Below are 26,947 nucleotides of genomic sequence, written 5' to 3' on the forward strand. Positions count from 1 at the left end.
TCCTAAAGCGGAAGCTCATTTCCCGCTACAACGATTTTTTCTATTTTTTTCATAATTGTCTTTTCCGTAAACTCATTCGTAAGTGAACAGCCATACCATTGCTCTAACACTTTGCGCTTTAAGCAAATTTCACGCTTATTAAAAACAAAGGTTATTGCCTGTAAATTACTAGCAACAGCAAACATGCAGCTTGCGTTATACAGCATATTTATCTTCAGTTCCAACTCGCTACCTTCTAAAGGTTCATAGAAAGAAAGCGTCACCTCGGATGGAAGCTGTTCCTGATTCAACATATGTATGGTCAACGTAACGCCCTCCAGCTTACATGATTTAAAGAATAAATAGTTGAATGAATAATTACATTCTATTATTTTAACACGAGAAGTAGTGGTAGAGTAGTCTATGGTAATAAATAGTTATTTTCAGATCCATAATGTACCGTGCCGCACAAAGCATTTCAAACAGAGAAAAAGCTTCATTCAAGATGGACTATTGAGTAGACGCTAACAACTTCCAACGAGTGCGAATATCCACTGATTCATCCCAAGTGCTGCGATTTTGCAGCGCACGCATCAACGGCTGTAAACGCTCCGTAAGGCCAGCATCGGAGGAAACCTTCATAAGCATTGCAATGCTAGCTTCTGCTGCCTTATATCGCTCTTCACGCGTTCCCTGTTCGCAAGTTAAAATGATCTTTTCTAACTCATAGCCCTCCGGTTGATTCGTAATATGTTCCGCTAAAGCTTGTCGCTCCTGTACGGTCAACCAAAACGTATAAATAGCTGCTTGAGCTAATGCCGGGGATAGAAGCCAGCTAGGCAAGGTGCGATACTCAAAGCCGCCATGAAATTGCTTGCGATAATCACCTAAGCTACCATATTTGCGATTTCTTAAGCTGCCTCGGTCGTCAGACAATGCAGCAAATGGCAAAGCGAGCATCACATCAAGCAAGCGAAGCAATCTCGGCGTAAGCGTCACTCCGCTAATATGCAAATGCCCTCCTAAAGCAATTCCTTTATAGGGCATTGCCCCAGCTAAAATCGTTACATTCTGATCCTCCACTAGCTCATTTAGCTCTTTTAATAAACGGTATAGACTATTTAACAACTTAGTCGGATGATTAACAGGAAACGGTCGTAATTCAGCGATTGGGTAAATAATATGACCGCGATACTGTAGCGCATCTATCCCTATTTCTGCGCTGCTAAACTCAAGCAGCAAGTCAGATGCCTTAACTAATTTATTCTGCTTATCAACAAAGATCATTTCAGGATCAGCACCAAGCAGCATCCTTTGCCCCGTATCATCAGCTTGCCACTTCTGGAGCCATTGATTTAACGCAGCTCTTAATGCATCACGCTCAAATGGCAAATCGGTTTGTTCAATCGACCATGCTTTTCGAATGGCTACGCTGCCCATTCCGCTTACAGCAACAAGTACTGAACCAATATCTAGCCATAACGCATATAAAGCTCGAGTTGCCGCTATTTCTATAGAACGTAATACTTGCTCAGAAAGTTCCTTATTGCTCGAAATAATTTCACCTTGTTCATCTCGCTCAACAACATAAGTATTGCTAAGCGGCTTTAATTGAGCATCCACTCTGCAGATGCAAAGCATAACCAAATCGATACATTGCACGAAATATAGACGTTCGTCCTCGAGCTGTTTATCTGTCCGTAATCTATACATGTTCCAGCGCTGCTCCATCTCGCTTTGCGTATAGGCTCGGTACATTTGAAGCCCCGCATTAATCCGCTCCTGCTGAAGCTGATAACGTTGAGAATCGTGCTGCAAATACACGATAGGCGCTGCAGGTTGATTGTTGCTTTTTGTTGCATTTGGATCCGGCTCTTTTGCCCCAATCACCGCGTTATTTTTAGTTTCACTACGCTCTTTATTGGGCTGCTGCGTCTCTTTTTTCCCAATCTCCATAAATAAGTCTGCAAGATCATGTATGCCTTGCAGCATTTCACCTTGTTTTATGCTTATCCAGATTGTTCTATCCATACTAGAAAGCGTCACCTCCAAAATACATATAAGCGATAGGTGAATGTCCAAATAAAAACAAAGAGGGCTTCCGCCCTCAAATTTACCTTTAATCGGCATATGATAATGTGCGCTTACTAAATGTCCTCGTCGAGCAAATCATCGAGGTCATCAAATTCTTCATCATCTGTTTCATCAATTTGATCAAAAAGCTTGCCGTCATAATCAGTACATCCGCCTGGCACAACAGCAACAGAAACCTTAGTTTCAGCGATCATTTCTACAGCAAATTCGCGTTCAACGCGAACAACAACGGAATTACCGTTACTAGAAATATTCGCTTCAATACAATTTGGTTCTGTCACTGATTCTGCAAACACTTCTGTTGTAGAAGCACGATGTTTTGGATCCAAATAATATAAAGGCACATTTTCTACAAATTGTACGCTTTCTTTAGCTACATCTGTTTGAGAGTTATTGTTGTAGGAATACCAAATATTAATGTCGTAAGTACCAATAACTTCAACCCCATTACTTGATTTGACTGCTTCATACTTTGTGTTTATTACCCATGCGCCGAGAATACTCGTAGGTCGATGCGGTGGTGTAACAGTATGAGTTGATGTGCTGAACTTACGACCTTTCCCGCAAACAGCCTTCGTAATAATTTCTCTGCAGCGTAGCTGTTTATTTCCTTTGGTCATGACTTAACCTCCTCCATACAATCATTCAATTAAGTGTATGCAAGTGCTAGGCGTTTGTTGATTAGTGTAGTCCTACAAATTTAAACTATTTTTCTCAAAATTATGTAAGACGGAGTTCAGCCTACATCAACGCCCATCCTAATTCGACCCGAAGCTCCTTCTACATGTTAATTCCATCATATGAAAAAAGAGCTTAATCTATGACACATCATCAGAAATGTGTTACAGAATAAGCTCTTTTCTTGTTATTGTGACGATTTTTTGGGAGAGATATTAGCCTTTTCCCACTCCGCCCGACTAATAGCATAAACTTTAGTAATTTCATTCGTCTTATCGTGATACTCATCTACTAGACAGCAACCATAGGCGATCGCTGTGCGAGCGGATGGAATATTCGTATGTTTCATATATGAATAGATAAAATTAAATGTCGTATTGTTAAATGTCCAGTCTCTGACTGCCTTTGCCGCCTCACTTGCATATCCTTTGCGTTGACAGTCTTTTCGAATATGATAGCCTATTTCAGGCTTAATCTGATTGGCGATCAGTTGCATTGTAAGACCGCAATCGCCGATCACTTCTCCAGTTTCTTTTAAGACAACTGCCCACAAGCCAAACCCGAAAACTTTATATCTTTCAATGTTTCTGCTAATCCATGCTCTTACGTTATTCTCGTCAAGCGGGAAAGGATAATGCTTCATATTTTCAGCATCTGCAAGCACAGCATACAGCGCTGCAAAATCACCCTCCGCCATTTCTCGCAAAACTAATCTATCTGTTTCTATAATCATTAAACTTGCCTCCATTAACGTTCGAGATGCGACGCCGAATTAGCTTCATCGTTTTTCTTCGCAATCAAGCTCCAACATTTTGAACGTCCTCTTCAATTGTGGTTCAAAATGTTGGGGGTTCAGTGCCTAGCAGGTCGAACATTTACAAGAGAGCGAGGAGCGCAGCGTACATTAGTAGTACGTGAGCATCCGAGCGAGCTTGTAACGTTCGAGATGCGACGCCGAATTAGCTTCATCGTTTTTCTTCGCAATCAAGCTCCAACATTTTGAATGTCCTCTTCTTTTTTACGTTTAAATTTTTCTGCTATCTCCAAATACCTCCCCACCTCATGCATCAACATCAGCAACGTCGCACGAATTTCAAATTCATCGCGCGTTTTAGGGAGCTCCATTGAACGAAATTGCTCCTTAAGCTGCTGCAGCTTCGTCCTCACTTGACCAACATATACCTCTGAGCGAGTATCTTGAGCTAGTTGCTCCAACAGCTCAGCAATCCGTTCATTATGCTCTAATTTACCATGTATGTATGCGACCATTTCCATCATATCGGTAATTACATCGAGTTGTTGCCCTCGCATCGTAAAGTAGATCGACCAATATTCCTGTTCCTCCCAGAAGCGATTCTCTTTATTTCGTGATGATACCATCAAGCCTTCTTTTATGGCAGCCTCTGCTTCTAGTAATTCTGACCCACTCCAAACATAGCTCGGATCACGCAATGTCATTGCCAGCTTGTACAAAATTTGATAATACTTTAACTCGATCGTTTCTCTTAAATTTTGAATTTGACGGTCATGTTTAGGCATGTACAGCATATTAATGAGTGTTGCCGCACCAAGACCAACCAATAATAAGCAAATCTCATTCCATATAAGTGCAGGGGTAACGACACCAGCTCCATAAAGATGAAACACAATAACACAGCTTGTGACAATGCCTTCTTTAAGCTGAAAACGCGATAGAATCGGAAAAGAAATTAATATAAAAATAGCAACCGTCCAGTAATAAAAACCAAGCAAAACAAAAATAAGCGAGGCAAAAACCAATCCCAGTGCCGAAGCAACAAAGCGGGTAATTACCATCGTAATCCCTTTTTTCCTTGTTACTTCGACACCAAGAATGGCTAATATGCCCGCTGCCAAAACATTTTCTAATTGAAAGTAGTTAGCTACATAGATTGCGAGTATTGCAGCGATTGCTGTTTTAATGACACGTATCCCCATAGATGCAACTCCTAGTCGTTATTATGTCATTAGTATACTGAGTCACTAGCGATCTTTCCAGCCTGCGGTAATTTTTCTTTCTAAAAAACTAACCCCTTGATACATAAATGTTGCTACAACTGCAATAACGACAAGAGTTGACAGCACTAAAGTAAAGTTAAACACTTGGAAGCCGTAAATAATTAAATAACCTAATCCAATTCGTGCAACTAAAAATTCTCCAACAATAACCCCGATCCAGGCAAGCCCAACATTCACCTTTAATGTTGATATAATGACCGGTACTGCAGCAGGTAAAATCACATAATAGAAGCTTTGCCAACGTGTTGCCCCAAATAGAGCGGCTACTTTAAGTAAACCTTCCTCTGTTTCGCGAAATCGATTGTATATATTGATCGTCGTAATTATTACGGTCACAAGCAGCGTAATTGCCACAATCGAGCCAAAGCCTGGACCTAGTCCGACGATAAGCAGCGGACCTAAAGCTACTTTGGGCATACTGTTAAGCACGACTAAAAAAGGATCGACAACTCTTGCTACAAATGGAAACCACCATAATAAAGCTGCAATCAATGTTCCTAATAATGTACCTAATAGAAAGCCCGCAATCGTTTCACCAACTGTTATTGCAATATGTGGAAGCATGCTGCCATCTGCTAATGATGTATAAAGATGATTTGCAATTTTACTAGGGGTACTAAAAATTAACGGGTCAATAAGTCGAGCATTGCTGCTATATTCCCAGATTAGAATAAAACTTGCCAATAGAAAGACTTGAACGAGCATAACTAGCAAACTTTTAAATCGCATTTTTTTCATATACTGCTTATGCAACACTTGCAACGGCTCATGTCGAATGGCTTCATTTACTCGTTTTCCTGACATGCTACAACTCCCCCCTTTCCATTTCTTCCTCTAGCTCATGCCATAGCTCATCGAAGCATGCCTGATAAAGGGGATGTTTTCGCGCTTCAATTGGTCCTGCTTTTCTTAGCTCGCGCGGGATTGTCATAATTGTGCGAATATGTCCTGGATTTCGTCCTAATACAACAATGCGATCACTGATCGCAATTGCCTCTGATAAATCATGCGTTACTAGTATTGCTGTTTTTCCTAATCGATCTAGAGTTGATTGTACTAATTCCTCAAGTTGCATTTTAATATGCAAATCGAGGGCAGAAAATGGCTCATCAAGCAGTAGCAGATCAGGATCGGTAATGAGTGTTCTTGCTAAAGCAACACGCTGCCGCATACCTCCAGATAGTTGATGCGGATACTTATCTGCTGTATGCTCCAAACCAAGATCGTTAAGCAAAGATAATATTTTTTCTTTATTGCTAGCTTGTTTATCTTTACGAATTTCCAAACCAAGGCTTACGTTTTGGAAAATAGTGCGCCATGGAAATAAATAATCTTGCTGCTGCATGTAGCCAAGTCGAGATGAAGCTCCTGCAATATGCTCCCCCATCACCTTTAACTCCCCATAGGTAGGAGTAATAAATCCTGCGATCATATTGAGAATGGTAGTTTTGCCACAACCACTGGGGCCGACTAAACTAATAAATTCTCCTCGATAAACTGTAAGATTTATATGATCTACAGCGAGATGGGCACCAGAAGCATTCACATAAATATGGGTTAAATCCGTTAGCTCCAGCACCTTTTCTTTGTTCATGAATCGCTCTCCTCATCTGAACAATAATGGTTCAAAACGCTTAGCATTCAGGTCCGAGAAGCTGACTTGAAGTTAGGGAGACGAGGAGCGCAGCGTACGTTTTTATGGTACGTGAGAACCGCAGCCTCCCGATGAAAGTCAGATTCGATGCCGATTTTGCTAGACTACACTACTTCGACATCAAGTTTGAGCGTTTTGAACTTCCTATTAATTTACTTGATAGCTTGCTCTGCAAACTCAGTATTCACAATCTCCCCATGCTCAACGCGGGATGCTAGCTCGCCTGCGCTATCCATAATGTCTAACAAATTGTTCCACTCAGCTTGCTCAACTATTGGATCAGTAGCGTAAGATCCTTGATCTTTATAGCGAGCAATTGAGCTTTCCATAATATCACGATCAACATTATCAAAATAAGGAGCAACGACTTCAGCAATTTCCGCTGGTGAATGCTCTGCTACCCACTGTTGCGCTTTGTAAACAGCATTTGTAAAGCCCTGAACAACCTCTTTATTTTTATCAATATAGCTTTGTTTTGTCATAAAGACGGTATATGGTAAATGTCCGCTCTCAACGCCGAACGATGCGACAACATAGCCAGTACCTTCCTTCTCAAAAATAGAAGCAGTAGGTTCAAAGAGTTGAACATATTCACCAGTCCCTGAAGCAAAGGCAGGTGCGATATTGGCAAAATCAACATTTTGAATTAGCTCAAGATCGTTATGCGGATCAATACCATACTTTTTCAGTGTAAATTCGCCAGCCATTTGCGGCATGCCGCCTTTTCTTTGTCCTAAAAAGACAGCACCTCTTAATGATTCCCAATCAAAGTTCTCAATTTGTTTTCTTGCTACAAGAAATGTTCCATCTGTTTGTGTAAGCTGAGCAAAATTAATCACTGGATCATCGCTGCCCTGCTGTGTAACATAAATGGATGTTTCCGAGCCAACTAACGCAACATCAATTACATTTGAGAGCAATGCAGTCATTGTTTTATCCCCGCCAGGTGTCGTAGTCAGCTCAATTTTTATACCTTCCTCTTCAAAGAAACCTTTTTCAATGGCTACATATTGTGGCGCATAAAATAACGAACGAGTTACTTCTCCAATTTTTACTACTGTTTGCTTTTTATTATCTTTGCTGCAAGCAGTTAAACTAAAGGTGCTTACTAGCAAGACAGCTAACATTAACAGCCAAACCTTTTTAGCTTTCATCTTCCTCTACCTCCTTAAAAAAGATCAGTCTATTATTAACGTAAACGACATATGTTCAAAGTCGTTACAAGACAATACGATTAGCCTTCATCCCTCCGCTCATTTCCTCTCCTTATAAGTAAAATGCCATTTATTAGTGCTATAGCTTATTCAGCAAAAACTAAGGTGGTGACAATAAAACAAAAAAAAGCTGTCACACCCGCAATTAGGATGTAGACAGCTTAGCTTAATGTAGCAATAATGTAGCTACAGTTTATATATATCGCTATATTTTTGCTTCAAATATTTCACCAAATAATTAGGATTTAATGGCTCATTTGTAATTTCTGTAATTAACTCCGATGGTGATTTCATCCGACCATATTGATAAATTTTATCTGCCAGCCATTCTTTAATCGGCAGCAGCTCACCTTTTTCAACCTTTTTCCATAAATCAGGCATTTGCTGCTCTAATGTATGGGTAAATTGTGATGCATACATATTGCCCAAGGAATAGGATGGGAAATAACCAAATGCGCCGCTCGACCAATGCACATCCTGCAGCACGCCTTCAGCATCGTTTGCAGGCTCAACCCCTAAATATTGTTTATACTTTTCATTCCATACGTGTGGCAGTTCACTGGCTTTAAGCCCTTCATTAAAGATCATTTTCTCAATTTCATAGCGGATAATGATATGTAAATTGTATGTTAGTTCATCTGCCTCAATTCGAATTAATGAAGGCTTGACGGTATTATTGCCGCGATAAAATGTATCGACATCAATATTTGCTAGCTGCGGAAAACGTCTCTGTAATTCACCGTAATACCGATTCCAGAATTGACGGCTGCGCCCAATCACATTTTCCCAGAAGCGAGATTGTGACTCATGAATTCCCATTGAGGTTCCAGTACAAAGCGTTGTTCCGACAAGCTGATCACTAATGTTTTGCTCATAAAGCGCATGTCCGCCTTCATGGATTGTGCCAAATAATGCGCTCGTTACATCATTAAGCAAATATTTAGTCGTAATTCTTACATCATGTGGATTAAGTCCTGTTGCAAATGGATGAACACTTTCATCTAGTCTGCCCGCTTCAAAATCAAAGCCCATTTGTCGCAAAATATACAGGCTATAATCCTTTTGTGCTGCTACGTCAAACTGACCTTGAAGAAAATCAGTCCGAGGCTGATAAGGGCTTGCTGCAATTTGCTCTGCCAGCGGTACAAGCTGATCGCGTAAGCTGCCAAAAATTTGGTCTAGCTGAGCAACCGTCATACCTGGTTCATATTGATCGAGCAATGTGTCATAGCGTGTCTCTTTCACACCCCATAAATCTATCATTTGATTGGTCAGATCGATAATTTGCTCAAGATAAGGCTGAAAGCTTGCATAGTCATTATTTTCTTTGCAAACTTCCCAGTTATTTTCAGCCTGCGCAGTTAAAACAACATATTTTTGATATAGATCTGGAGGAATTTTCACACTGCGATCGTAATCTTTACGCGTTTCTTGCACTAGTCTGCGATTTAACGGATCTAGCTTAGCCCACTCTTCCTCACTTTCCAGCTTAGTTATTAAGTCGCCTAACTGATCTGAGGTAGATAAACGAAACATTTCTGAGGAAAGTGTTCCGATAACTTCAGAGCGAATATCCATGCCTTTGCGCGGCGCACCTGTCCGTAAATCCCAATAAAGAACGGCCAATGCTTCTTCATATTGTTTAATTTTTTTATTAATCTCAAGAAACTGCTCAAGTACAGTCATAATCCTACTTCCCTCCATCATAAATTGTCAGCAACCGCTGATCTTCCTTGTAATGGCGTTCTTAATTGAATTATAATGCATTATACACAAATTACCTAGAGAATAGGATTGATGAAAATATGCGTATTACATTTACGCCTGCGTCAGTTGAATATTTGTCACCAATTATTGCAGCCTCCGGCAAAAAATTAAAATTTCTTCATTATACTGCTGGTAACGGCTGTGCAGATAACGGTGTTCCAACATTAACCTTAATTGATGAACCTTCACGCTATGATGAAGCAGGAGAGGCGGATCCTTTGCCTTTTTACTATGAACCGCACCATAAAGTGTATTATGAGGATCATTTGACAATTGATTATTCGGCACATTCGCTAATCTTAAAAAGTCCGGCACAAATTTATACCTACAATTTACGATTTATGAGATCTTAATCTTCATGTTTTGTCGGTACCTCTGTAGATGCTTTTATAATCGCAGCCTGACCAGATTGCTGCCGCTTTTGCTGCAAAGCTGCTAAACGTGCAGCAATCACTTCACTGCGATCACGTCTAGTATGCCGGTAAATGATATTATCATCAACTTCACTGCTAGCTAACCCCCAGATTAGGCCGCGCGACTGAGCCAGCTTCTGACATTGGGCTAGCAGTTTCTTATCCTCAAATGGCAAGTTTATATCCTGATAAGCTTCAGCCATACTGCAGGATTGAACTCGCTGATTAAGTAGCTCTACAAGCTGTTTATGCTCAAGTCCTAGCTGTGCACTATTATGCTTTGCAAGCTTTTTTAATGCAGCTTCGTACATTAGCAGTGCACCACGCTGCTTACCTCTCCGCTCATGATACTGACCAACGGCAATTTGTATCATTGCTACCCAAAGATCAGCCAACGGATCATCAAGCTGCTTTTTCCAATACTCCTCTAGCAGCTCGTGGCATTCAAAAAAATCTCTGGTTGTATGAAACTGTATCAAATACTCAATATATTCAGACGGGTAATTCACATCATCACCTGCATTTTTTTATAAAAAAAATTATGAAATTCTGAAACCAACCTTTATAATAGACGTATTGAAATACTATAGCAACCTAATTGCAAACTTAAAGTACATTCAGGAGGGACAAGTTTACATGAAAAAAGGATTTTTTGTCATGCTGGCACTGACGGTATTCCTTGCATTGGGCGTCGGTTTCAGCGACAGTGCTGATGCAGCAAAGCGCGGAGGCGGATTTAAATCTAACAAACAAAGCTATACGCAAAAGAAGGACTCCAATACGCAACAATCAAATAGCGGTGCTACATCAGGTACAACAACAAACAAAAATTCCAGCACTACCGGTACTGGAACAACAGCTACTACGAAATCTGGTGGATTATTTGGCGGTAGCTCATTTTTGAAAGGTATGGCATTAGGTGGTCTAGCTGGCCTGCTATTTGGCGGCATGTTCGGTAGCATGGGCGCATTTGGTGAAATTCTTGGGTTCTTAGTAAACGTAATGGCTATTGTTGCGATTATTATGATTATTGCAGCAGCATTTAAATATTTGCGCAACAGCAAAAAACCTGCTGCTTCAGGTTACAATTATAATCGCAACAACCGTTTCGACCGCGATGATGAAGATCGTTATGGAAGAGGTTAAGATAAACAATGCGTATTTATACAGATGAAATCATCAATGCAATTTGTTTAAATATGGCTGATCGCCGCGGAGTTAAACCAACCGATGTCGAGGTTCAGCTTTCATGGGATGAGGAATATGGCTACACTGCGGAAGTGTGGGTCAATGGCCGCTCGCAATATATTTTGCAAGCCAATATTTTGGAAGCTTTAGAACAGTACTTTTACACAGAATATCAATTACGTGTATTCCGTTCCGACATCGTTTTAGGCATTGATGAAGAAGCAGAGCAATTTTGGGCTGAAACTAGAGCCTAATTCATTAATACTTCCAAGCAAGGGATTTGAAATCAAAAATTTCAATTCCCTTGCTTTTTTATTTGCTAAAATGCTGCGAATTGTATCTGTACAGCTATTTAGTGACTCATCATTTCTTCAGCAATTGCTTTACCATCCAAATTAGACGGATAATAGGTAGGCCAATTTGTGACTTCCTGCAGCAAAGCTGCTCGATCATCTCCCCAATATAAATGATAATGATCAGCCTTATAAGGCGAAATACGGTGATCACTGAATTGAATATATTTTGGAAGACCTTCCTTTTCCTCTTGCAATTTAAATATGTAGCGTACACCTCGATTTCCAGCTTCATAGGTTAATATTTCATAACCATCACTTTTATACGTTCCTGTAACACTGTTCCCATTTGTAACAAAGGTCACTTGATCACCTTCAATTATAATTCGTTCAGTATCTGTTTTATAGCCAATCGTATAGTATTGTTTATATTCCTCCGCAGTCATTTTTCCAGTTGTCTCGGCTTTATGTGTAAATACTTCATCAAGTGTGCCATCAAGCAAATATGGGTAAACGGATTGCCAATCTCCCTCCCAATCTGACAGCATACGCTCCTCAACTTGTGAATCCTCAAAGTAACCTTTATAAATTTGCTTTTCCTGCTCATCATCACTATGGTTATGTGCATGATGATGCTCATTTGCTCCTTCTTCGCTATGGTCATGGTGTTCTGTCTCCTGAGCATGACCATGATTACCCTGTTCAGTTTCCACTGACTTACTACTTTCAATTGAATTGGCTGTTGCTCCGTCCGGAGACTTTTCTGCCTGACACCCCATTAATAATAATCCTAGCGCAACAAGCGATGCCCATTTCAATGATGTTCTTTTCATTAATAACACTCTCCTTATTCGTAATTATTACGAATAGATAATACAACCACACTTTACTATTGTCAAGACTAATAGTAATTATTACGAATAATCATTTGCAGGTTGGACATTAACAGGAAATTGCTCGCTTCCTATTTCCTGCATCTACTAGTTTTTTCTATCTGTAACTTTCACTAAATTATTAAAACTTCTCATAATCTACCAAGTTACTTCTCTCTTTTTTCACGTTATACTAGAATTAATCTATATTAGGAGGGTGATGGGTTTCTTGAGACGATTAGGAATTTCGTTGCTTGCTATCGTGTTACTTTGTTTAAATTTCCAACCGCTCCAGCAAGCAGTAGATGCAGCAGGTATAACACAATATCGAGTCTATCAAAATGACAAGCCTTTAAAAGAGTTTGCAACTCAAAATGAAGCAATTGCATATGCCAAATTTTTTGAGTACAGCCATGTTGAGAAAATTAGCAGTCGTGGATGGGTATGGCATAATATCCCTAACTATAAGGTATACATAAATGGGAAATCCTCTACTAAGCTTGAATTTGCAACTCTATCTGAGGCGAAAAAAGTTGCCTCGCAAAATATTAATTCCTATGTAAGAGAACTGCAAAATGTAGGTTGGGCATATGAAAACTTTGCTAAGTATGTCCTCTATCAAGGAGATAATACAAAGCCAAGTTGGCAATTTCGAAGTTTAGAAGATGCTAAAAAAGAAGCAAAAAAATGGAGTAATGCTCATATTATTAACCTAAGCACGAAGCAATGGGTTTGGGATAATTTGACCGATAAAATGATCGCAGAGCAACGTGCTCAGGAAAGTAAATATGTTGTTTATGTGAATGGTGAGCCCGCAAAAGATGGCGAGTCATACGCTTTCCTTAAAGATGCCATTGAGGCTGCCAATAAGTTAAGCAATAGCGAAGTCATTAATACTAAAACGGGTAAATCGGTGCATCAAAATCTATTAATCTATGAGGTATACAGTCAAGGCAAGCTAGCTAAAAAGCACTCTACGTTAGAGGCTGCAGTTAAGACCGCAAAATCATTGACTGCTGCTGAAGTTAAACTTAATGATGGTGTTCTTTGGAGCAGCGTGCAATATTATTCCGTTTATTTAAACGACACGCTTCATAAGCAGTTTTACTCGTTAAACAGTGCCTTAAGCTATGCCAAGCAATTTACAGATGCAACCGTGAAAAATGCTGATGGACGTAAGCTATATGTTGCTACCGGAAAAAACTTTATTTATATGGCTTGGAATGGCTCTAGTTCAGTAAACACAATAAAAAGCCAGGTTAACAATACACAGGGGCTTAATATAGTCTCCCCTACTTGGTACACATTAGTGAATTCAACAGGTAAACTGAACGACTCTTCCAACGCTGCATTAGTAGCTGAATATGCAAAAAGCGGAGTTGATGTTGTTCCATTAGTGCACAATGAATTTGATAAAGAGATGACATCCAAATTCCTTGCTAGCACTAGCGCACAACAAACTTTTATTGACGCCATTATGAAGAGTCTTGTTAACATTAAAGCTAAAAGTGTTAACCTAGATTTTGAAGGGATCGCAGCCTCTGATCGTAATGCCTATACACGCTTTGTCAAGAAATTTACTGAAGCAGCGCATGCTAATAATATGACCGTTTCTATCGACCTGTTGCGCGGGGATGTGCGATGGAATCATTTAACGGCATATGATTATGAAGCAATTGGTAAAATCGTAGATTTCGTCGTTATTATGGCTTATGATGAGCATTGGAGCGGCTCGGATACACCTGGCTCTGTCAGCAGCCTTAGCTGGACTGAGGAAGGAATTAAGCAACACCTAAGCTATGGTATTCCAAGGAGCAAGTTAATTTTAGGCATTCCATTCTATTCACGTGTCTGGAAGCTAGATAGTTCAGGTAAGCTAGTAGATAATTCAACATTGCTAATGAAGGATATTCCTTCTTACGTAGAAAAAAATAAAGCAACTGCTACTTTTGATGAAGCTACTGGTCAATATAAGTACAGCTATAAAAAAGATGGCTATACCTATATTTTCTGGGCTGAAACTAAAGATACCGTGCTAGAACGTGTGAAACTAGCGAAAAAATATGATCTTGCCGGTGTTTCTGCATGGCGACTGGGCTATGAGGATGCCAGCCTATGGGATGCAATGCTTCAAATTAAAGAAAAATAACTTAAACTACTAAAGCACTTATTATATTTTTATAAAACTATAATTTATTAAGCCAACATTATGAGTATTTTTGTAATGTTGGCTTTTTTATGGAATTTCCAGTTCAAATTACCTATTTCATTAATAAAGGAAAATTTTCTCATGTATTTTTTTTCAATTATGGTATTCTATTATTAATGCATGAACAAATTTTCAAATAGGAGTGAGAGTTCTTGAAAAAGAAAATGTTTGTAGCGGTGATGGCAACTACGGTTGTAGCAAGCATGGCAACTGGTGCATTTGCAGCAACAAAACTGCAAGAAATTAAAGCATATTTGAATCCAGGAATATCAATTAAAGTTGACGGTGTACCAACTCAGTTGAAAGATTCTAATGGTCAAAACATTGTTCCTATCTCATACAACAATACAACCTATTTACCAGTTCGCGCTGTTTCAGATGCTCTAGGCATTGCAGTTAATTATGATTCTAAGACTGACACTGTAAATTTAGGTGAAAAAGTGGACGGAATTGCAATTTCCAAAGGATTCAACGATATGTATCATACAAAAGATCCGCAATTTACTACCTACAAAGGAAAAGATTATAAAGAAGCTTATTTCAATAATGCTGACAGCAACCGTTCTGCAAGCTTTATGCTTTATCCGAAAAAGCAATATCAAAAGCTTTACTTGCAAATTGCTGCAATTGATGAGCCAATTGAAAACTTAACGATTAAAGATTCTAACAATAATGTTGTTTTAAAAACTGTAGAACTTATCACTCCTGAACAAGAACTTGTTACAGTAGAAGCAAATATTGGCGGAGTAGACACGCTATATATTTACGCTGATGCTAAAAATGGCGGTAAAGTATTTGTCCCTCTCACTACCTCCTATTATAAGTAATGATAAATTGAAATTTATTCATATAGATTAAGTCAATAGACTCCGAGTTTTATATCATAAGCTCCCCGTTAGATAGACAGATTAAAAAATAAAATCTGTTCGTTTATCGGGGAGTTTTTATCTGGAAGTTTATAGCAGCTCAATATGACAGCGATCATCTATTACTTCCTATTGCACTATTCATTTGCAACGAAATGCGCTTCATATAAAGATTTATGCCCCCGCCCTCCTAACCATTTCCTCAGCTGCTTTTTTTCTTAACTCATGAACTCTATTCTTAACTTATGTTCAGCTTAAAGCGTACGATTAAACTGTCTTATTAGACTTCGAGCAGAAATTCAAGCTATAATTAAAAAAGGTAAATATTTCTAGTGTAAGGAGTGAGCCGTCTTGACTTTGTTTGCTAATGATCTGCTTAAAGGAAAAGTTGTGTTAATTACAGGGGGCGCTACAGGCTTAGGAAAAGCGATGGCTAAGACGTTTATTTCATTAGGGGCAGATATTGCTCTTATAAGTCGCAATGAACAAAATCTTAAAGCAGCAAGCAGAGAGCTTAGCACTGCAGAAAGACAAGTATTTTATGCACTTTGTGATGTTCGAAACGCTGAAAATGTAGCGCAAGCGATCGAGCAAGTGATGGGGCACTTTGGCAGAATTGATGTGCTTGTTAACAATGCTGCTGGAAATTTTATTAGTCCGACAGAGCGGCTGTCTCCAAGAGCAGTTGACACGGTGTTAAATATTGTACTGCATGGCACATTTTATACTACTTTAGAGCTTGGCAAACGTTGGATTGAACAAGGTCATGGCGGAGTAATGTTAAATATTGTAACGACTTATGCCTCAACTGGCTCAGCCTTTGTCGTCCCTTCTGCTGCAGCTAAGGCTGGTGTGCTTGCGTTAACACGCTCACTAGCTGTTGAATGGGCTAGACATGGAATCCGACAAGTAGCAATTGCTCCTGGTCCTTTTCCTACAGAGGGAGCAACAGAAAGACTTGCCCCTAGTGCAAAATTTTTAGAAAAGATGGCTGCTCGAGTTCCGTTAGGCAGGTTTGGCAGGCATGAGGAGCTGGCTAATTTAGCAGCATACTTAATTTCGGATTACGCCGCTTATATTAATGGTGAAGTAGTTACAATCGACGGTGGGGAATGGTTGCAAGGAGCAGGAGAGTTTAACGATTTGCTTTCGTTATCAGATGACGAATGGAATGCTTTAACTGATAAAGCTAAAACTAATCGTCCATAGACTGACGCTACTGTTCTAATTCATAGGGGTTAATAGGAGGTTATCATTCATTTATGAAAATAGCTCCAGCGGTTGTTAAGGCTATAATGATTGGTGTTTTCGTACTTTTTTTACTATTAAATGTGCTCGGTATTATATTCTTTGCTTTTGTTTTTTATAAAGATCTGTTTATGTAAAAATAAACGCTTCAATTCTATTTTTAGAAATTGAAGCGTTTTCAATCTTTTTTATTCTTCATTCAGTTAATCACTTATAGCTTCCTAAAGCCTCCAGCAGCTTTAGTGCGGGGCCTAATCTTCCCTCGACTTTAATCGCTCCTGTCATATAGGCAATCGCTGCACTTAGTTGATGGGACAGCAGCTTAATCATGTCCTTCTCTGATAAAATAATTGTACAATCGAGTTGACGCTCTGTTTGCACATCACTTATTGTTACTTCCTCGTCATCAATCAGTACAAATACTTGCCAGCCTTCCTTTAACTGAAAACAATAATAATAATGAAGCTGAGCAATAGCTTGTGGCTGAGCTAACATACGCTGCTGCAACTGCTTTAGCAAATCTAAAACTTGATCGCTCATTTTGATGCTCCCTTCTCAATTACGCGAAATATTCCAGTTCCTGTAGCTAATAATCGCTGCTCTTGATTAGTTATTTTTGCCTCGGTATAAATCATTTTTCGAGAAGTATGCACCACTTTAGCTTCAACTGTAATCTTGCCCTCACTTATTGCCGCCAAATAATTTACATTTAAGGAAACTGTGACCGTATGTTGACCTTGCTTTTGGATCGTCGCCAAAAATCCCATTGCCGAGTCCATTAATGAAGCATGCACCCCACCGTGAAGACTGCCAACCATATTAAGATGATGCGGCTTTAAGTCAATAGCTGCTACTACTTTTTCTTCTGTTGCCTCTACTAATTCGCAGCCTAAGTAATGCCAAAAAGTTCCTTCGGTCATTTGCGCTAGTCTTTGTAGGTCCTCCTCTGAAAAAATCGTCTTCATACAGAGTCTCCACTCCCTCTTATTAGACATCATTCCTCTGTCATAAGCATATAGATTTCAATTAACTAGATTTCGGTTTACTAGTATCTTGCTCCTCCGCCTGTTTCAACATTTCCTCCTCAATCAGCTTACGACGCAATATTTTTCCGACTAATGTTTTTGGTAAGCTATCACGAAACTCATAGACTTGTGGCACCTTATAAGCCGCTAATCGCTCTTTGCAGAATGCTTTTAACTCTGCTGCCGAGACAGTAGCACCGTCTTTTAATACAATATAAGCTTTAACGGTTTCCCCGCGATATGGATCAACCATGCCTGCTACCACTGCCTCTTCTACATCAGGATGCTCATACAATACTTCCTCAACTTCACGCGGATAAATATTGTAGCCGCCAGCTATGATCAGATCTTTACGACGGTCGAGAATATAGAAAAATCCGTCTTCATCCATTCGTCCCAAATCACCTGTAGACAGCCATCCGTCCTTTAACACACGCTCCGTTTCAATCGGATTATTCCAATATCCCCTCATTACCTGCGGACCTTTAACAACTAATTCTCCAATTTCTCCGATTGGTAGTGGCTCGCCTGTATGCGGATCGACAATTTTTGCTTCTGTATCAGGAAATGGAATACCTATTGAGCCTGATTTACGTGCGCCCCAAATTGGATTCGCGTGGGTAATGGGGGAAGTTTCAGTTAAGCCATAACCTTCAATTAACTTGCCGCCCGTTAATTGCTCGAATTTTTCTTGCACTTCTAGCGACAATGGAGCTGCGCCACTTACACAAACGGCAATTGAAGAAAGATCGTACTTAGAAACCTCTGGATAATTAATTAATGAAATATACATTGTTGGTGCGCCTGGGAATATTGTCGCTTTATACTTCTGAATGGCTTTTACGACTTGGGCAATTTGAAAGCGCGGGATGAGGATTAATGTGCCGACAGTTTTAACGCTAAGATTAAGCAATACCGTTAATCCAAATACGTGAAAGAAAGGAAGTGCTGCTAAATAGCGTTCCTTCGGTCGATTAACGCGGTAACACCATGTACCTGCCTGTGTCGTATTTACGAGCAAATTATAGTGCGTCAACATTACTCCTTTGGCTACACCTGTTGTCCCGCCGGTATATTGAATTAACGCTAACTCTTCTTCGGCATTTACTTCCTGATAAACTGGTTCTGGTGAACCTTGCTTTAAGAGCGAGACAAACCGTAAAATACGATGATCATAGTTTACTTTAGCTAAAGTCCCATCCCGCTTTGCTGCAATTGGATAGAGCACATATTTCGGAAATGGCAAATAATCTTTAATCGAGGTCACAACAATATATTCCATCGGCTGACTGCTCATTGCCTTTTCCACCCGATCGACTAATTGCTCTAATGTAACGATCACTCTTGCACCAGAATCCCTCATCTGATGCTCAATTTCGCGCGGCATATAAAGCGGATTGGTCATTACTCCTATACCGCCAAATAATAGCGTACCGTAGTATGCAATGATCGCCTGGGGACAATTAGGCAGCATAATTGCTACCCGATCCCCTTTACGAATGCCAAGCCGAAGCAAGGCATTCGCAAAACGGTAGCAAGATTTTAACAAAGTTTCATAGTTCATCGTATAACCTAAAAAATTAAATGCAGTATATTTAGGATGTTTCTGCGCCGTATCGACGAGTATTTTAGCTAGATTATGTTTCGGATAATGAAGCGTTGCTGGCACTTCTTCAGGGTAAAATTTCAAATGAGCTGGACTAGTCACATGGCTCACTCCATTCATTCGCAGAATTAGTTCACATACTTTTCTGCAGAAATGACTCTAGCTGCAATGCTTCGTTTTAATCCTAGAATGTTAATATTCGTTCTTCTTGCTAGCTTTTTCAAAATTGAAAGCTGGGTACGCAATGTATCGCCGCTTTCCATTGCCGCTAAAATTTCTTTAGCAGCCTGCTCTATTTTGCCAAATTCCTCATGAATGAACACCTCGGTCATTTCAATCGCAAGCTCATTTTGCTCCTCGCTATTTCTCGCAATTCGTTTTTGTGTACGTAAATAAGCACTTTCCATCGCAAAAACGGCAATCATCATATCCGCTAAATGGCTTAATATTTCCTGCTGCTCCTCTAGCTTTAATTGATATTTTTGCACAGCCTGTGCCCCGCACATTAAGAAGATTTTTTTCGCCATTTTAATTAAATGGCCTTCTTGCTCTAGCCTTGCTTCAAAGCTTTGCGGTGGAATCGGGCTAAGCAGCTCCTCCTGCAGCGTCATCGCTCTTTGCATTAAAGGAAGTTCTCCCTTCATCGCCCGTTTAATAAGAGCGCCAGGTATTAACAGACGATTGATTTCGTTCGTTCCTTCAAAAATACGATTAATGCGAGAATCACGATAGTTGCGCTCAACGCGATATTCTTGGGTAAAGCCGTATCCGCCATGTATTTGCACGGCTTCATCAACTATTTGATCTAGCGCTTCAGAAGCAAAAACTTTATTTAATGAGCATTCCAGCTGATATTCTGCAATCGCCTTCGCAGATTGATAGCCTACATCTTCACTTGAATGATCAACAACTTGAAGTCCAACATCTATTAAGCCAGCCGTACGATAAACCATGCTTTCTGTAACATAAGTTAAAATATTCATCTCGGCTAATTTTTTTCCGATTAACGGGAAAGAAGAAATAGTTTTACCAAATTGTGTGCGCTGGTTCGCATATTTTGCCGCAAGCTCAATTGAATCTTTTGATGCACCTAAGCAACCAGTTGCCAGCTTAAAGCGGCCAATATTTAAAATATTGAAGGCAATTAAGTGCCCTTTACCTACTTCCCATAACAAGTTCTCGACAGGAACTTTAACATCTTCCAAAATTAATGGGCAGGTAGAGGACCCTTTTATTCCCATCTTCTTCTCCTCTGGTCCAATGCTAACACCTTCCATTGTACGTTCAACAATAAAGGTGCTAAAATCTTTGCCATTAACTTTGGCATAAACAATGAAAATATCAGCAAAACCTGCATTTGTAATAAATTGCTTCGTACCATTTAAGATATAATGCGTTCCATCTTCAGATAAGACAGCAGTCGTTTTAGCTCCTAAAGCATCCGATCCAGAAGATGGCTCTGTTAAGCAATATGCCGCGATTTTTTCCGCAGTAGCAAGTGGCGGTAAATACTTTTGCTTTTGCTCCTCTGTACCAAAGTAAACAATCGGTAGCGTGCCGATTCCAACATGTGCGCCAATCGATAAAGCAAATGATGACGCTTTGCTCAATTTTTCGCTGACAAGCGAGGCGCTAATTTTATCTAGCCCAAGCCCGCCATATGCTTCTGGCACCTCAACTCCAATTAACCCCAGCTCTCCTGCTTTCTGCATTAATTGCACCGTAAGCTCATAATTTAGCTTTTCGATTTCTTCATCGTGCGGCACTACTTCACCTAGAATAAACTGCTCCGTTGTTTCTGCAATCATTCGATGTTCATCGGAAAAATCCTCTGGAATAAAGACAGATTGTACGTCAACCTCATCAATAATAAAGCTGCCGCCCAGCACTTTAGTTGTTGTTGTACTCATATTCATCTCTCCTTTACATTCAGAATAAGCCTCTCATTTTGAAACATTCTCAAATATGTGCCATTAAGCATGAACTTCGAGCACTCCAGCTGCACCCATGCCACCGCCAATACACATCGTTACAATACCGTAGCCGCCGCCTCTGCGCTTTAGTTCACTAATTAACGTCGTTGTCAGCTTAGTACCTGTACAACCTAGTGGATGACCTAAGGCAATTGCCCCGCCATTTACATTTACCTTTTCTTCATCTATTCCAAGTTCACGAATAATATGAATACATTGTGAAGCGAATGCTTCATTTATCTCAAACAGATCAATATCATCCAGCGTCAATCTAGCCATTTGTAAAGCTTTAGGAATCGCTGTTACAGGACCAACTCCCATAATTTCAGGCTCTACCCCCGATAGAGCAAATGACTTGAACGTAGCTAGCGGCTTTAAGCCCAGTTCCTCTGCTTTATCTTTGCTCATTACGACTACTGCAGCTGCTCCGTCGCTCATTTGTGAGGAGTTGCCTGCTGTTACCGTGCCGCCGAGCTTAAAGGCTGGTTTTAACTTAGCCAGCGCTTCTAGTGATGTATCTGCTCGCACACCTTCATCAACGTCGAAAATAAAGCTTGAATGTTTCAACTTCTCTTTGCCATCGAGCTGCACCTGCTCAACTTGAAGAGGAACGATCTCTTCCTTAAATTTACCTTCAGCAATTGCTTTAGCTGCTTTTTGATGTGAGCGCAATGCAAAGGCATCTTGCTCCTCACGTGAAATTTGAAATCTTGCAGCGACCTCTTCAGCCGTATGCCCCATGCCAATATAAACTTCTGGCATTGTCTCAACAATTTTGGGATTAGGAGAAACTTTAAACCCTGTCATTGGCACATGGCTCATGCTTTCTATTCCCCCAGCGATAATGACATCGGCATGACCTAACATAATTCGCTCGGCAGCAAAGGCAATGGACTGTAAGCCAGAGGAGCAAAAGCGATTAATTGTTAACGCTGGTACAGTAACAGGAAAACCTGCATATAAGCTCATAATTCTTGCAAAGTTTAACCCCTGTTCTCCTTCTGGCATGGCGCAGCCGATAATAACATCGTCAACATCCTCTTTTTTCAAGCCAGAAGCCCGCTCAATCACAGCCTCGAGTACAGCCTTCCCTAGTTCATCAGCACGGGTTTGGGCTAGACTTCCTTTCTTCGCTTTGCCGACTGCTGTACGTGCCATCGATACAATTACAGCTTCCTTCATTTCATTCTCACTCCTCTTCTTTTAGTTACGCAGTGCTTTGCCTTTTTTGAGCATATGCTCCATCCGCTGCTGAGTTTTCGGCTCCATACATAAGCTAAGGAATGCTTCCCGCTCCAAATCAAGCATATATTGCTCGGAAACATACGTACCGGCAGGAACATCTCCGCCTGCCAAGACATGAGCTAATTTTTTAGCAATGAATAAATCGTATTCAGATATATATCCGCTTTGATACATTCCAAGCGCGCCAAGCTGCAAGACTGCTTTACCTTCCTTACCGATAACGCGAATTTTCTTTTCAGGAATTGGCTGATAACCCACTTGCGCCATACCAAGTACCGTTCTTTTCGCTTCATAAATGCGATGGTCATCATTTAATACAATTCGATCCTGTGGACGGAAGTAGCCCAATCGTTTCGCATCGTGACCGCTTGTAGATACCTTTGCCATCCCTATTAATTCAAAGATCGCATTCAATAACGGCTGCAGATCTGCTTCTGGGGCAGATAGCTGCTCACTCGCTCTTAAGGCAAGCTCTTTACAGCCGCCACCTGCTGGGATTAACCCAACACCGACTTCAACTAGACCAAAATATGTTTCTGCTGAGGCAACAATGGTATCAGCAGGCAGACATGCTTCAACACCGCCGCCCAGTGTCATACGGTGGGGCGCTGCTACTACTGGCTTTTCCAGTCGCTTAAGCTTCATCATCGTATTTTGGAACAAGCGAATAATATCATCGATTTCATCCCATTCCCCATCCTGTGCCTCCATTAGCAGAAGCATTAAGTTAGCGCCGACACAAAAGTTCTTTGCTTGATTCGCAATGACTAAACCTTCATAGTTTCGGCTGACTTCATCAACGCTTTGACTAATCATACTAAGAATGTCGCCGCCAATAGCATTATTAGGAGAATGAAATTCAAGACATGCCACACCATCGCCTAAGTCTATTAAGCTGGCACCAGAATTTGACTTAATTACTTTCCCTTGCTCCTTTAACTGACGCAAATCAATAACCTCGATAGGTTGCTCTACTTCTTTATAAATAAATTTACTAGTATTTATCACAAACTTTTGGCCGTTCTCTTGCTTATAGAATGAATGGTTTCCTGCGGCAATCCATTGCTCTACCCAGTCGGGAACTGTAAGTCCTTCCCCTTTCATACGCTCAATGGTTTGTACGAGACCGAGCGCATCCCAAGTCTCGAATGGACCTAGCTCCCAATTAAAGCCCCATTTCATTGCAGCATCAATTTCTTCAACAGTGTCAGCTATTTCACCTAGCTTTTGGGCGGAATAGATGAAAACGTATTTTAGTACGTTCCAAGCAAAGCTTGAATATTTGTCACCTGCGGCTATTAGTGCTTTCGTTTTAGCGCGAGCGCCTTTAGCCAGCTTAGCCGCCTCTAATGATGAAGAAGTTACTTTTTTTCTTGGCACATAATCTAAAGTTGCAAGATTAAGTGATAAAATTTCACTGCCGTTTGCCCCTTTTTGCTTTTTGTAAAAGCCCTGCCCTGATTTTTCTCCCAGCCAGCCTCTCGCAACCATCTCTGTTAATAATGAATGGGGAGCAAATATATCTCGTTCGTGCTCATCCTGCACATTGTCATACACATTGTTTGCAACATGAACAAACGTATCTAGTCCTACTAAATCTAACGTTCGGAAAGTCGCACTTTTCGGTCTGCCTAACGCTGGACCAGTAATTGCATCCACTTCTTCAACAGTAAGCCCAGCTTTTTGCATTTCCTGTAACGTAATGAGCAGACCATATGTGCCAATTCGATTGGCTATAAAATTAGGCGTATCCTTCGCTAGTACTACCCCTTTTCCTAATTGTCGCTCGCCAATAGCTTTAATTTTTTGCACGATCTCTGGTTTAGTAAATGGTCCTGGAATAACCTCTAACAGCTTCATATAACGCGGCGGATTAAAAAAGTGTGTGCCTAAAAAATGGGACTGGAAGTCTTCGCTTGTATGCTTCGACATTTCAGCAATCGAAATGCCTGACGTATTTGAGCTGACAATAATGCCTGGTTTCCATACTGCTTCAATACGACTTAGCAGTTGTTGCTTAATCGCTAAATTTTCTACCACAACCTCGATAATCCAATCTACCTCAGCAAGCTTTGCTAGATCGTCTTCAATATTGCCCGGCTTAATTCGTTCCGCAAAGCTCACATCATACAAAGGTGCTGGATTCGTTTTCTTTAGCTTAGCAAGCGCATTAACAGCTAAACGATTACGAACAACTGGACTTTCTAAAGTTAATCCCAGTGCCTCTTCTTCCTTACTTAATGAAGTTGGTACAATATCAAGCAATAATGTTGTAATACCAGCGTTAGCCAAATGTGCAGCGATGCCAGATCCCATAATCCCAGATCCGATCACTGCTGCTTTACGAATAACGTTTGTCATCATTAAGCCCCCATTTCCTCATCAACATTTTCAACATTATCCTCCGCTTGCTCAGTGCCAAATACAGCAAGCTCTAATATTTCTGCAATATCTCGCGCCTTTACTTCACCTTCAACCTCCTTCAGCTTTGTTCCATCTTCAAGCATCGTTAAGCAATATGGGCAAGCACTGCTGAGCATAGTCGGTTTTACCTCAAGCAACTGCTCAGTTCGTGCCAAATTAATCCGTTTACCGTTATTTTCCTCCATCCACATCATGCCGCCGCCAGCCCCGCAGCACATGCCGTTTGACCTTGCTCTTGCCGGCTCGCAAAGCTCGATACCAGGAATTGCACGTAAAATTTCGCGCGGCTCATCGTAAATATTGTTATAGCGTCCCAAATAGCATGAATCGTGGTACGTCACGCGTTCTTTTACCTTATACTTAAGCTTTAACTTGTCTTGCTTGATTAGCTCAGCAAGCAACTGCGTATGATGGTAAACCTCTACCCCCTCAAGACCAAAGGCTGGATACTCATTTTTCAATGTATTAAACGTATGGGGGCAAGCTGTTACGATTTTCCGAACATTATATTTTTGAAACGTAGCGATATTAGCAGCACATAATTCCTGAAACAGCATTTCGTTACCCATGCGACGTGGCGTATCACCTGAATTTTTTTCTTCATTGCCTAATATCGCGAAGCTTACGCCAGCTTCGTGCAATAATTTAACTAGCGCTTTAGATATTTTGCGGCTGCGCAAGTCATAAGAGCCCATTGAACCAACGAAAAATAAATATTCAAACTGTGGATTTTCTTTTACAGTTGGAACTTTAATGCCCTCCACATCCCCCGTCCATGCTGCTCGATCGTTACGATTTAAGCCCCAAGGATTACTTTGGCGTTCGATGTTTTGCATGGCGCGCTGTCCTTCATGCGGTATGCTGCCCTGCATTAACACAAGGTAACGACGCATATCGACGATTTTATCTACATGCTCATTGCCAACTGGACATTGATCCTCGCAGTTGCGACAAGTTGTACAAGCCCATATTTCCTCTTCTGTCATCACGTCGCCGATTAATTCCAGCTCTTGCACGCTTTTTTCTGTGTTCGTCCAACTATGCTTCTGCCATTCCATCGTCGGCTCAATATTTGTAATTCCTTGGCTGCTCCAATACTTTAATCCAGCAGCCTTAGCTTGCATTGCATGGGTCATGCCAGATTCAGAAAATGCAAATTGTGGTGAAAAAGCAGATTTTCCAGTTAACGCTTCGCCTTTTTCCGTAAGATGATCGCGCAGCTTCGTAATCATATGCATTGGCGACAGTGCCTTTCCTGTACTCGCTGCCGGACAAACATTGGTGCAGCGACCGCACTCTACGCAGGCATAAAAATCAAACATTTGCTTTTTAGTAAAATGCTCGATCGACCCAACGCCAAAGTTTTCCGCTTCTTCATTTTCCAAATCAAGATCAGATAACTTGCCAACTGGCTCTTTGCGGCGAAACCATAGATTAATTGGTGCAGAGATAAGATGAAAATGCTTCGATTGTGGTACATATACAAGAAAGGCTAAAAGAATGAGTAGATGCGCCCACCAGCTAATATAAAACAGCACTAAACCAGCAGTTGGACTAAGAAAGGTGAATGCTTCAGCTAATAGTGAGCTAATCGGCGTATACCAGGAAAACTTTAGCTCATGCCAAATACGTTCAAAGGTTAAGGTGAAAATTACGGAAATCATTAAGCTATAAATAAAGATAAGTACAATACTGGGTTTATAGCCACGTTTCAGTCGAGGCAGCTTCTCAATATATCGCCGATAACCAGCATAGGCCATGGCGATTAGAATGCTAATGACTGTTAGTTCTTGGAGTAGATTGAAGACATCGTAAGCAGGAAAAGGAATATGACGGCCACCAGTTAATCCTTTTACAATAAGGTCAAGCGCACCAAACTGTAAAATGATAAAGCCATAAAAGATAAAAATGTGCATACCCCCGCTTTTTCTATCCTTTAAGAGCTTAGTATGAGCAAAGATTTGCAGAAGAAATTCTCTCCACCTGCCCTCGCTTCGCTTCTTAAAATCAGCAGGTACTCCTAAAGAGATGTACAGATAGCGATGATATACCGCTCGATAGAACAGATAAAAGCCATATCCCGCTACTGCCAAAGTACAAAGCAAATTCATAATCTGCCAAACCATGTACAATCATTCCTTTCGCTATTACTAATTGCTAGC

Annotated in this window: 24 protein-coding genes; 6 read left to right on the forward strand and 18 right to left on the reverse strand. The window is 40.6% G+C overall.

What is annotated here, in order from left to right; genetic code table 11:
* Positions 1-2: 2 nt before the first annotated feature.
* The 9 genes from AC2TDL_RS19900 to AC2TDL_RS19940 form a co-directional block, all read right to left on the reverse strand.
* A complete protein-coding gene (locus AC2TDL_RS19900) occupies positions 3-305 on the reverse strand; it encodes a hypothetical protein (protein ID WP_484697802.1) in 303 nt (100 codons plus the stop codon).
* A 184-nt stretch (positions 306-489) separates the two neighbouring features.
* A complete protein-coding gene (locus tag AC2TDL_RS19905) occupies positions 490-2,010 on the reverse strand; it encodes a putative amidoligase domain-containing protein (RefSeq protein ID WP_484697803.1) in 1,521 nt (506 codons plus the stop codon).
* Between the two features lie 116 nt (positions 2,011-2,126).
* Entirely contained in the window at positions 2,127-2,693 is a 567-nt protein-coding gene (locus AC2TDL_RS19910; RefSeq protein ID WP_484697804.1) for an outer spore coat protein CotE, read from the reverse strand.
* Positions 2,694-2,938: 245 nt separating this feature from the next.
* Positions 2,939-3,499 (reverse strand): GNAT family N-acetyltransferase, encoded by a 561-nt coding sequence (locus AC2TDL_RS19915; RefSeq protein WP_484697806.1) that lies wholly within the window; start codon positions 3,497-3,499, stop codon positions 2,939-2,941.
* Positions 3,500-3,735: 236 nt separating this feature from the next.
* Positions 3,736-4,707: an aromatic acid exporter family protein gene (locus AC2TDL_RS19920; protein ID WP_484697808.1), complete on the reverse strand. Its 972-nt coding sequence runs from the start codon at positions 4,705-4,707 to the stop codon at positions 3,736-3,738.
* Between the two features lie 45 nt (positions 4,708-4,752).
* On the reverse strand, positions 4,753-5,592 hold the full coding sequence (locus AC2TDL_RS19925) for an ABC transporter permease (RefSeq protein ID WP_484697810.1): 840 nt from the start codon (positions 5,590-5,592) through the stop codon (positions 4,753-4,755).
* Between the two features lies 1 nt (position 5,593).
* A complete protein-coding gene (locus AC2TDL_RS19930) occupies positions 5,594-6,382 on the reverse strand; it encodes an ABC transporter ATP-binding protein (RefSeq protein WP_484697811.1) in 789 nt (262 codons plus the stop codon).
* Between the two features lie 212 nt (positions 6,383-6,594).
* Positions 6,595-7,596: an ABC transporter substrate-binding protein gene (locus AC2TDL_RS19935; RefSeq protein ID WP_484697813.1), complete on the reverse strand. Its 1,002-nt coding sequence runs from the start codon at positions 7,594-7,596 to the stop codon at positions 6,595-6,597.
* A 246-nt stretch (positions 7,597-7,842) separates the two neighbouring features.
* On the reverse strand, positions 7,843-9,342 hold the full coding sequence (locus AC2TDL_RS19940; protein ID WP_484697814.1) for a carboxypeptidase M32: 1,500 nt from the start codon (positions 9,340-9,342) through the stop codon (positions 7,843-7,845).
* A 119-nt stretch (positions 9,343-9,461) separates the two neighbouring features.
* Here AC2TDL_RS19940 and AC2TDL_RS19945 point away from each other — a divergent pair, with 119 nt between their 5' ends.
* Positions 9,462-9,776: an iron-sulfur cluster biosynthesis family protein gene (locus AC2TDL_RS19945; RefSeq protein WP_484697815.1), complete on the forward strand. Its 315-nt coding sequence runs from the start codon at positions 9,462-9,464 to the stop codon at positions 9,774-9,776.
* Here the strand turns inward: AC2TDL_RS19945 and AC2TDL_RS19950 are convergent.
* Complete coding sequence (locus AC2TDL_RS19950; RefSeq protein ID WP_484697816.1) at positions 9,773-10,345, reverse strand: DUF309 domain-containing protein; 573 nt, start codon at positions 10,343-10,345, stop codon at positions 9,773-9,775. The two genes, AC2TDL_RS19945 and AC2TDL_RS19950, sit on opposite strands and share 4 nt — an antisense overlap.
* 127 nt (positions 10,346-10,472) lie before the next feature.
* On the opposite strand from AC2TDL_RS19950, the gene AC2TDL_RS19955 reads away from it, so the two are divergent.
* Positions 10,473-10,982, forward strand: a complete 510-nt coding sequence (locus AC2TDL_RS19955) for a hypothetical protein (RefSeq protein WP_484697817.1) — start codon at positions 10,473-10,475, stop codon at positions 10,980-10,982.
* Positions 10,983-10,990: 8 nt separating this feature from the next.
* The gene (locus AC2TDL_RS19960; protein WP_484697819.1) at positions 10,991-11,278 is read left to right on the forward strand and encodes a YxcD family protein; all 288 of its coding nucleotides are present in this window, start codon (positions 10,991-10,993) and stop codon (positions 11,276-11,278) included.
* Positions 11,279-11,376: 98 nt separating this feature from the next.
* On the opposite strand, the gene AC2TDL_RS19965 is transcribed toward AC2TDL_RS19960, so the two are convergent.
* Positions 11,377-12,150 (reverse strand): metal-binding protein ZinT, encoded by a 774-nt coding sequence (locus AC2TDL_RS19965; RefSeq protein ID WP_484697821.1) that lies wholly within the window; start codon positions 12,148-12,150, stop codon positions 11,377-11,379.
* A 268-nt stretch (positions 12,151-12,418) separates the two neighbouring features.
* Between AC2TDL_RS19965 and AC2TDL_RS19970 the strand changes: the two genes are divergently transcribed.
* From AC2TDL_RS19970 to AC2TDL_RS19980, 3 genes are all read left to right on the forward strand, one after another.
* Positions 12,419-14,338: a glycosyl hydrolase family 18 protein gene (locus tag AC2TDL_RS19970; protein ID WP_484697823.1), complete on the forward strand. Its 1,920-nt coding sequence runs from the start codon at positions 12,419-12,421 to the stop codon at positions 14,336-14,338.
* A gap of 212 nt (positions 14,339-14,550) precedes the next feature.
* Positions 14,551-15,225 (forward strand): stalk domain-containing protein, encoded by a 675-nt coding sequence (locus AC2TDL_RS19975; RefSeq protein WP_484697824.1) that lies wholly within the window; start codon positions 14,551-14,553, stop codon positions 15,223-15,225.
* A gap of 396 nt (positions 15,226-15,621) precedes the next feature.
* Positions 15,622-16,473 (forward strand): SDR family oxidoreductase, encoded by an 852-nt coding sequence (locus tag AC2TDL_RS19980; RefSeq protein ID WP_484701316.1) that lies wholly within the window; start codon positions 15,622-15,624, stop codon positions 16,471-16,473.
* Between the two features lie 246 nt (positions 16,474-16,719).
* On the opposite strand, the gene AC2TDL_RS19985 is transcribed toward AC2TDL_RS19980, so the two are convergent.
* The 7 genes from AC2TDL_RS19985 to AC2TDL_RS20015 all read right to left on the reverse strand — a co-directional run bounded on the left by AC2TDL_RS19985 (position 16,720) and on the right by AC2TDL_RS20015 (position 26,911).
* Positions 16,720-17,052 (reverse strand): SCP2 sterol-binding domain-containing protein, encoded by a 333-nt coding sequence (locus AC2TDL_RS19985; protein WP_484697826.1) that lies wholly within the window; start codon positions 17,050-17,052, stop codon positions 16,720-16,722.
* Entirely contained in the window at positions 17,049-17,477 is a 429-nt protein-coding gene (locus tag AC2TDL_RS19990; protein ID WP_484697827.1) for a PaaI family thioesterase, read from the reverse strand. The genes AC2TDL_RS19985 and AC2TDL_RS19990 overlap by 4 nt, the downstream gene beginning before the upstream one ends.
* 61 nt (positions 17,478-17,538) lie before the next feature.
* Positions 17,539-19,245, reverse strand: coding sequence for a long-chain-fatty-acid--CoA ligase (locus tag AC2TDL_RS19995; RefSeq protein WP_484697828.1), 1,707 nt, complete (start codon positions 19,243-19,245; stop codon positions 17,539-17,541).
* A gap of 26 nt (positions 19,246-19,271) precedes the next feature.
* The gene (locus AC2TDL_RS20000) at positions 19,272-21,053 is read right to left on the reverse strand and encodes an acyl-CoA dehydrogenase family protein (RefSeq protein WP_484697829.1); all 1,782 of its coding nucleotides are present in this window, start codon (positions 21,051-21,053) and stop codon (positions 19,272-19,274) included.
* A 63-nt stretch (positions 21,054-21,116) separates the two neighbouring features.
* Positions 21,117-22,298: an acetyl-CoA C-acetyltransferase gene (locus AC2TDL_RS20005; RefSeq protein ID WP_484697831.1), complete on the reverse strand. Its 1,182-nt coding sequence runs from the start codon at positions 22,296-22,298 to the stop codon at positions 21,117-21,119.
* Positions 22,299-22,319: 21 nt separating this feature from the next.
* Entirely contained in the window at positions 22,320-24,722 is a 2,403-nt protein-coding gene (locus tag AC2TDL_RS20010; protein ID WP_484701318.1) for a 3-hydroxyacyl-CoA dehydrogenase/enoyl-CoA hydratase family protein, read from the reverse strand.
* 2 nt (positions 24,723-24,724) lie between these two features.
* Positions 24,725-26,911 carry a heterodisulfide reductase-related iron-sulfur binding cluster gene (locus AC2TDL_RS20015; protein ID WP_484697832.1) on the reverse strand — a complete coding sequence of 729 codons (2,187 nt, stop codon included), beginning with the start codon at positions 26,909-26,911 and terminating at the stop codon, positions 24,725-24,727.
* Positions 26,912-26,947 lie beyond the last annotated feature (36 nt).

This window comes from Paenibacillus sp. plas6, from assembly GCF_057221655.1.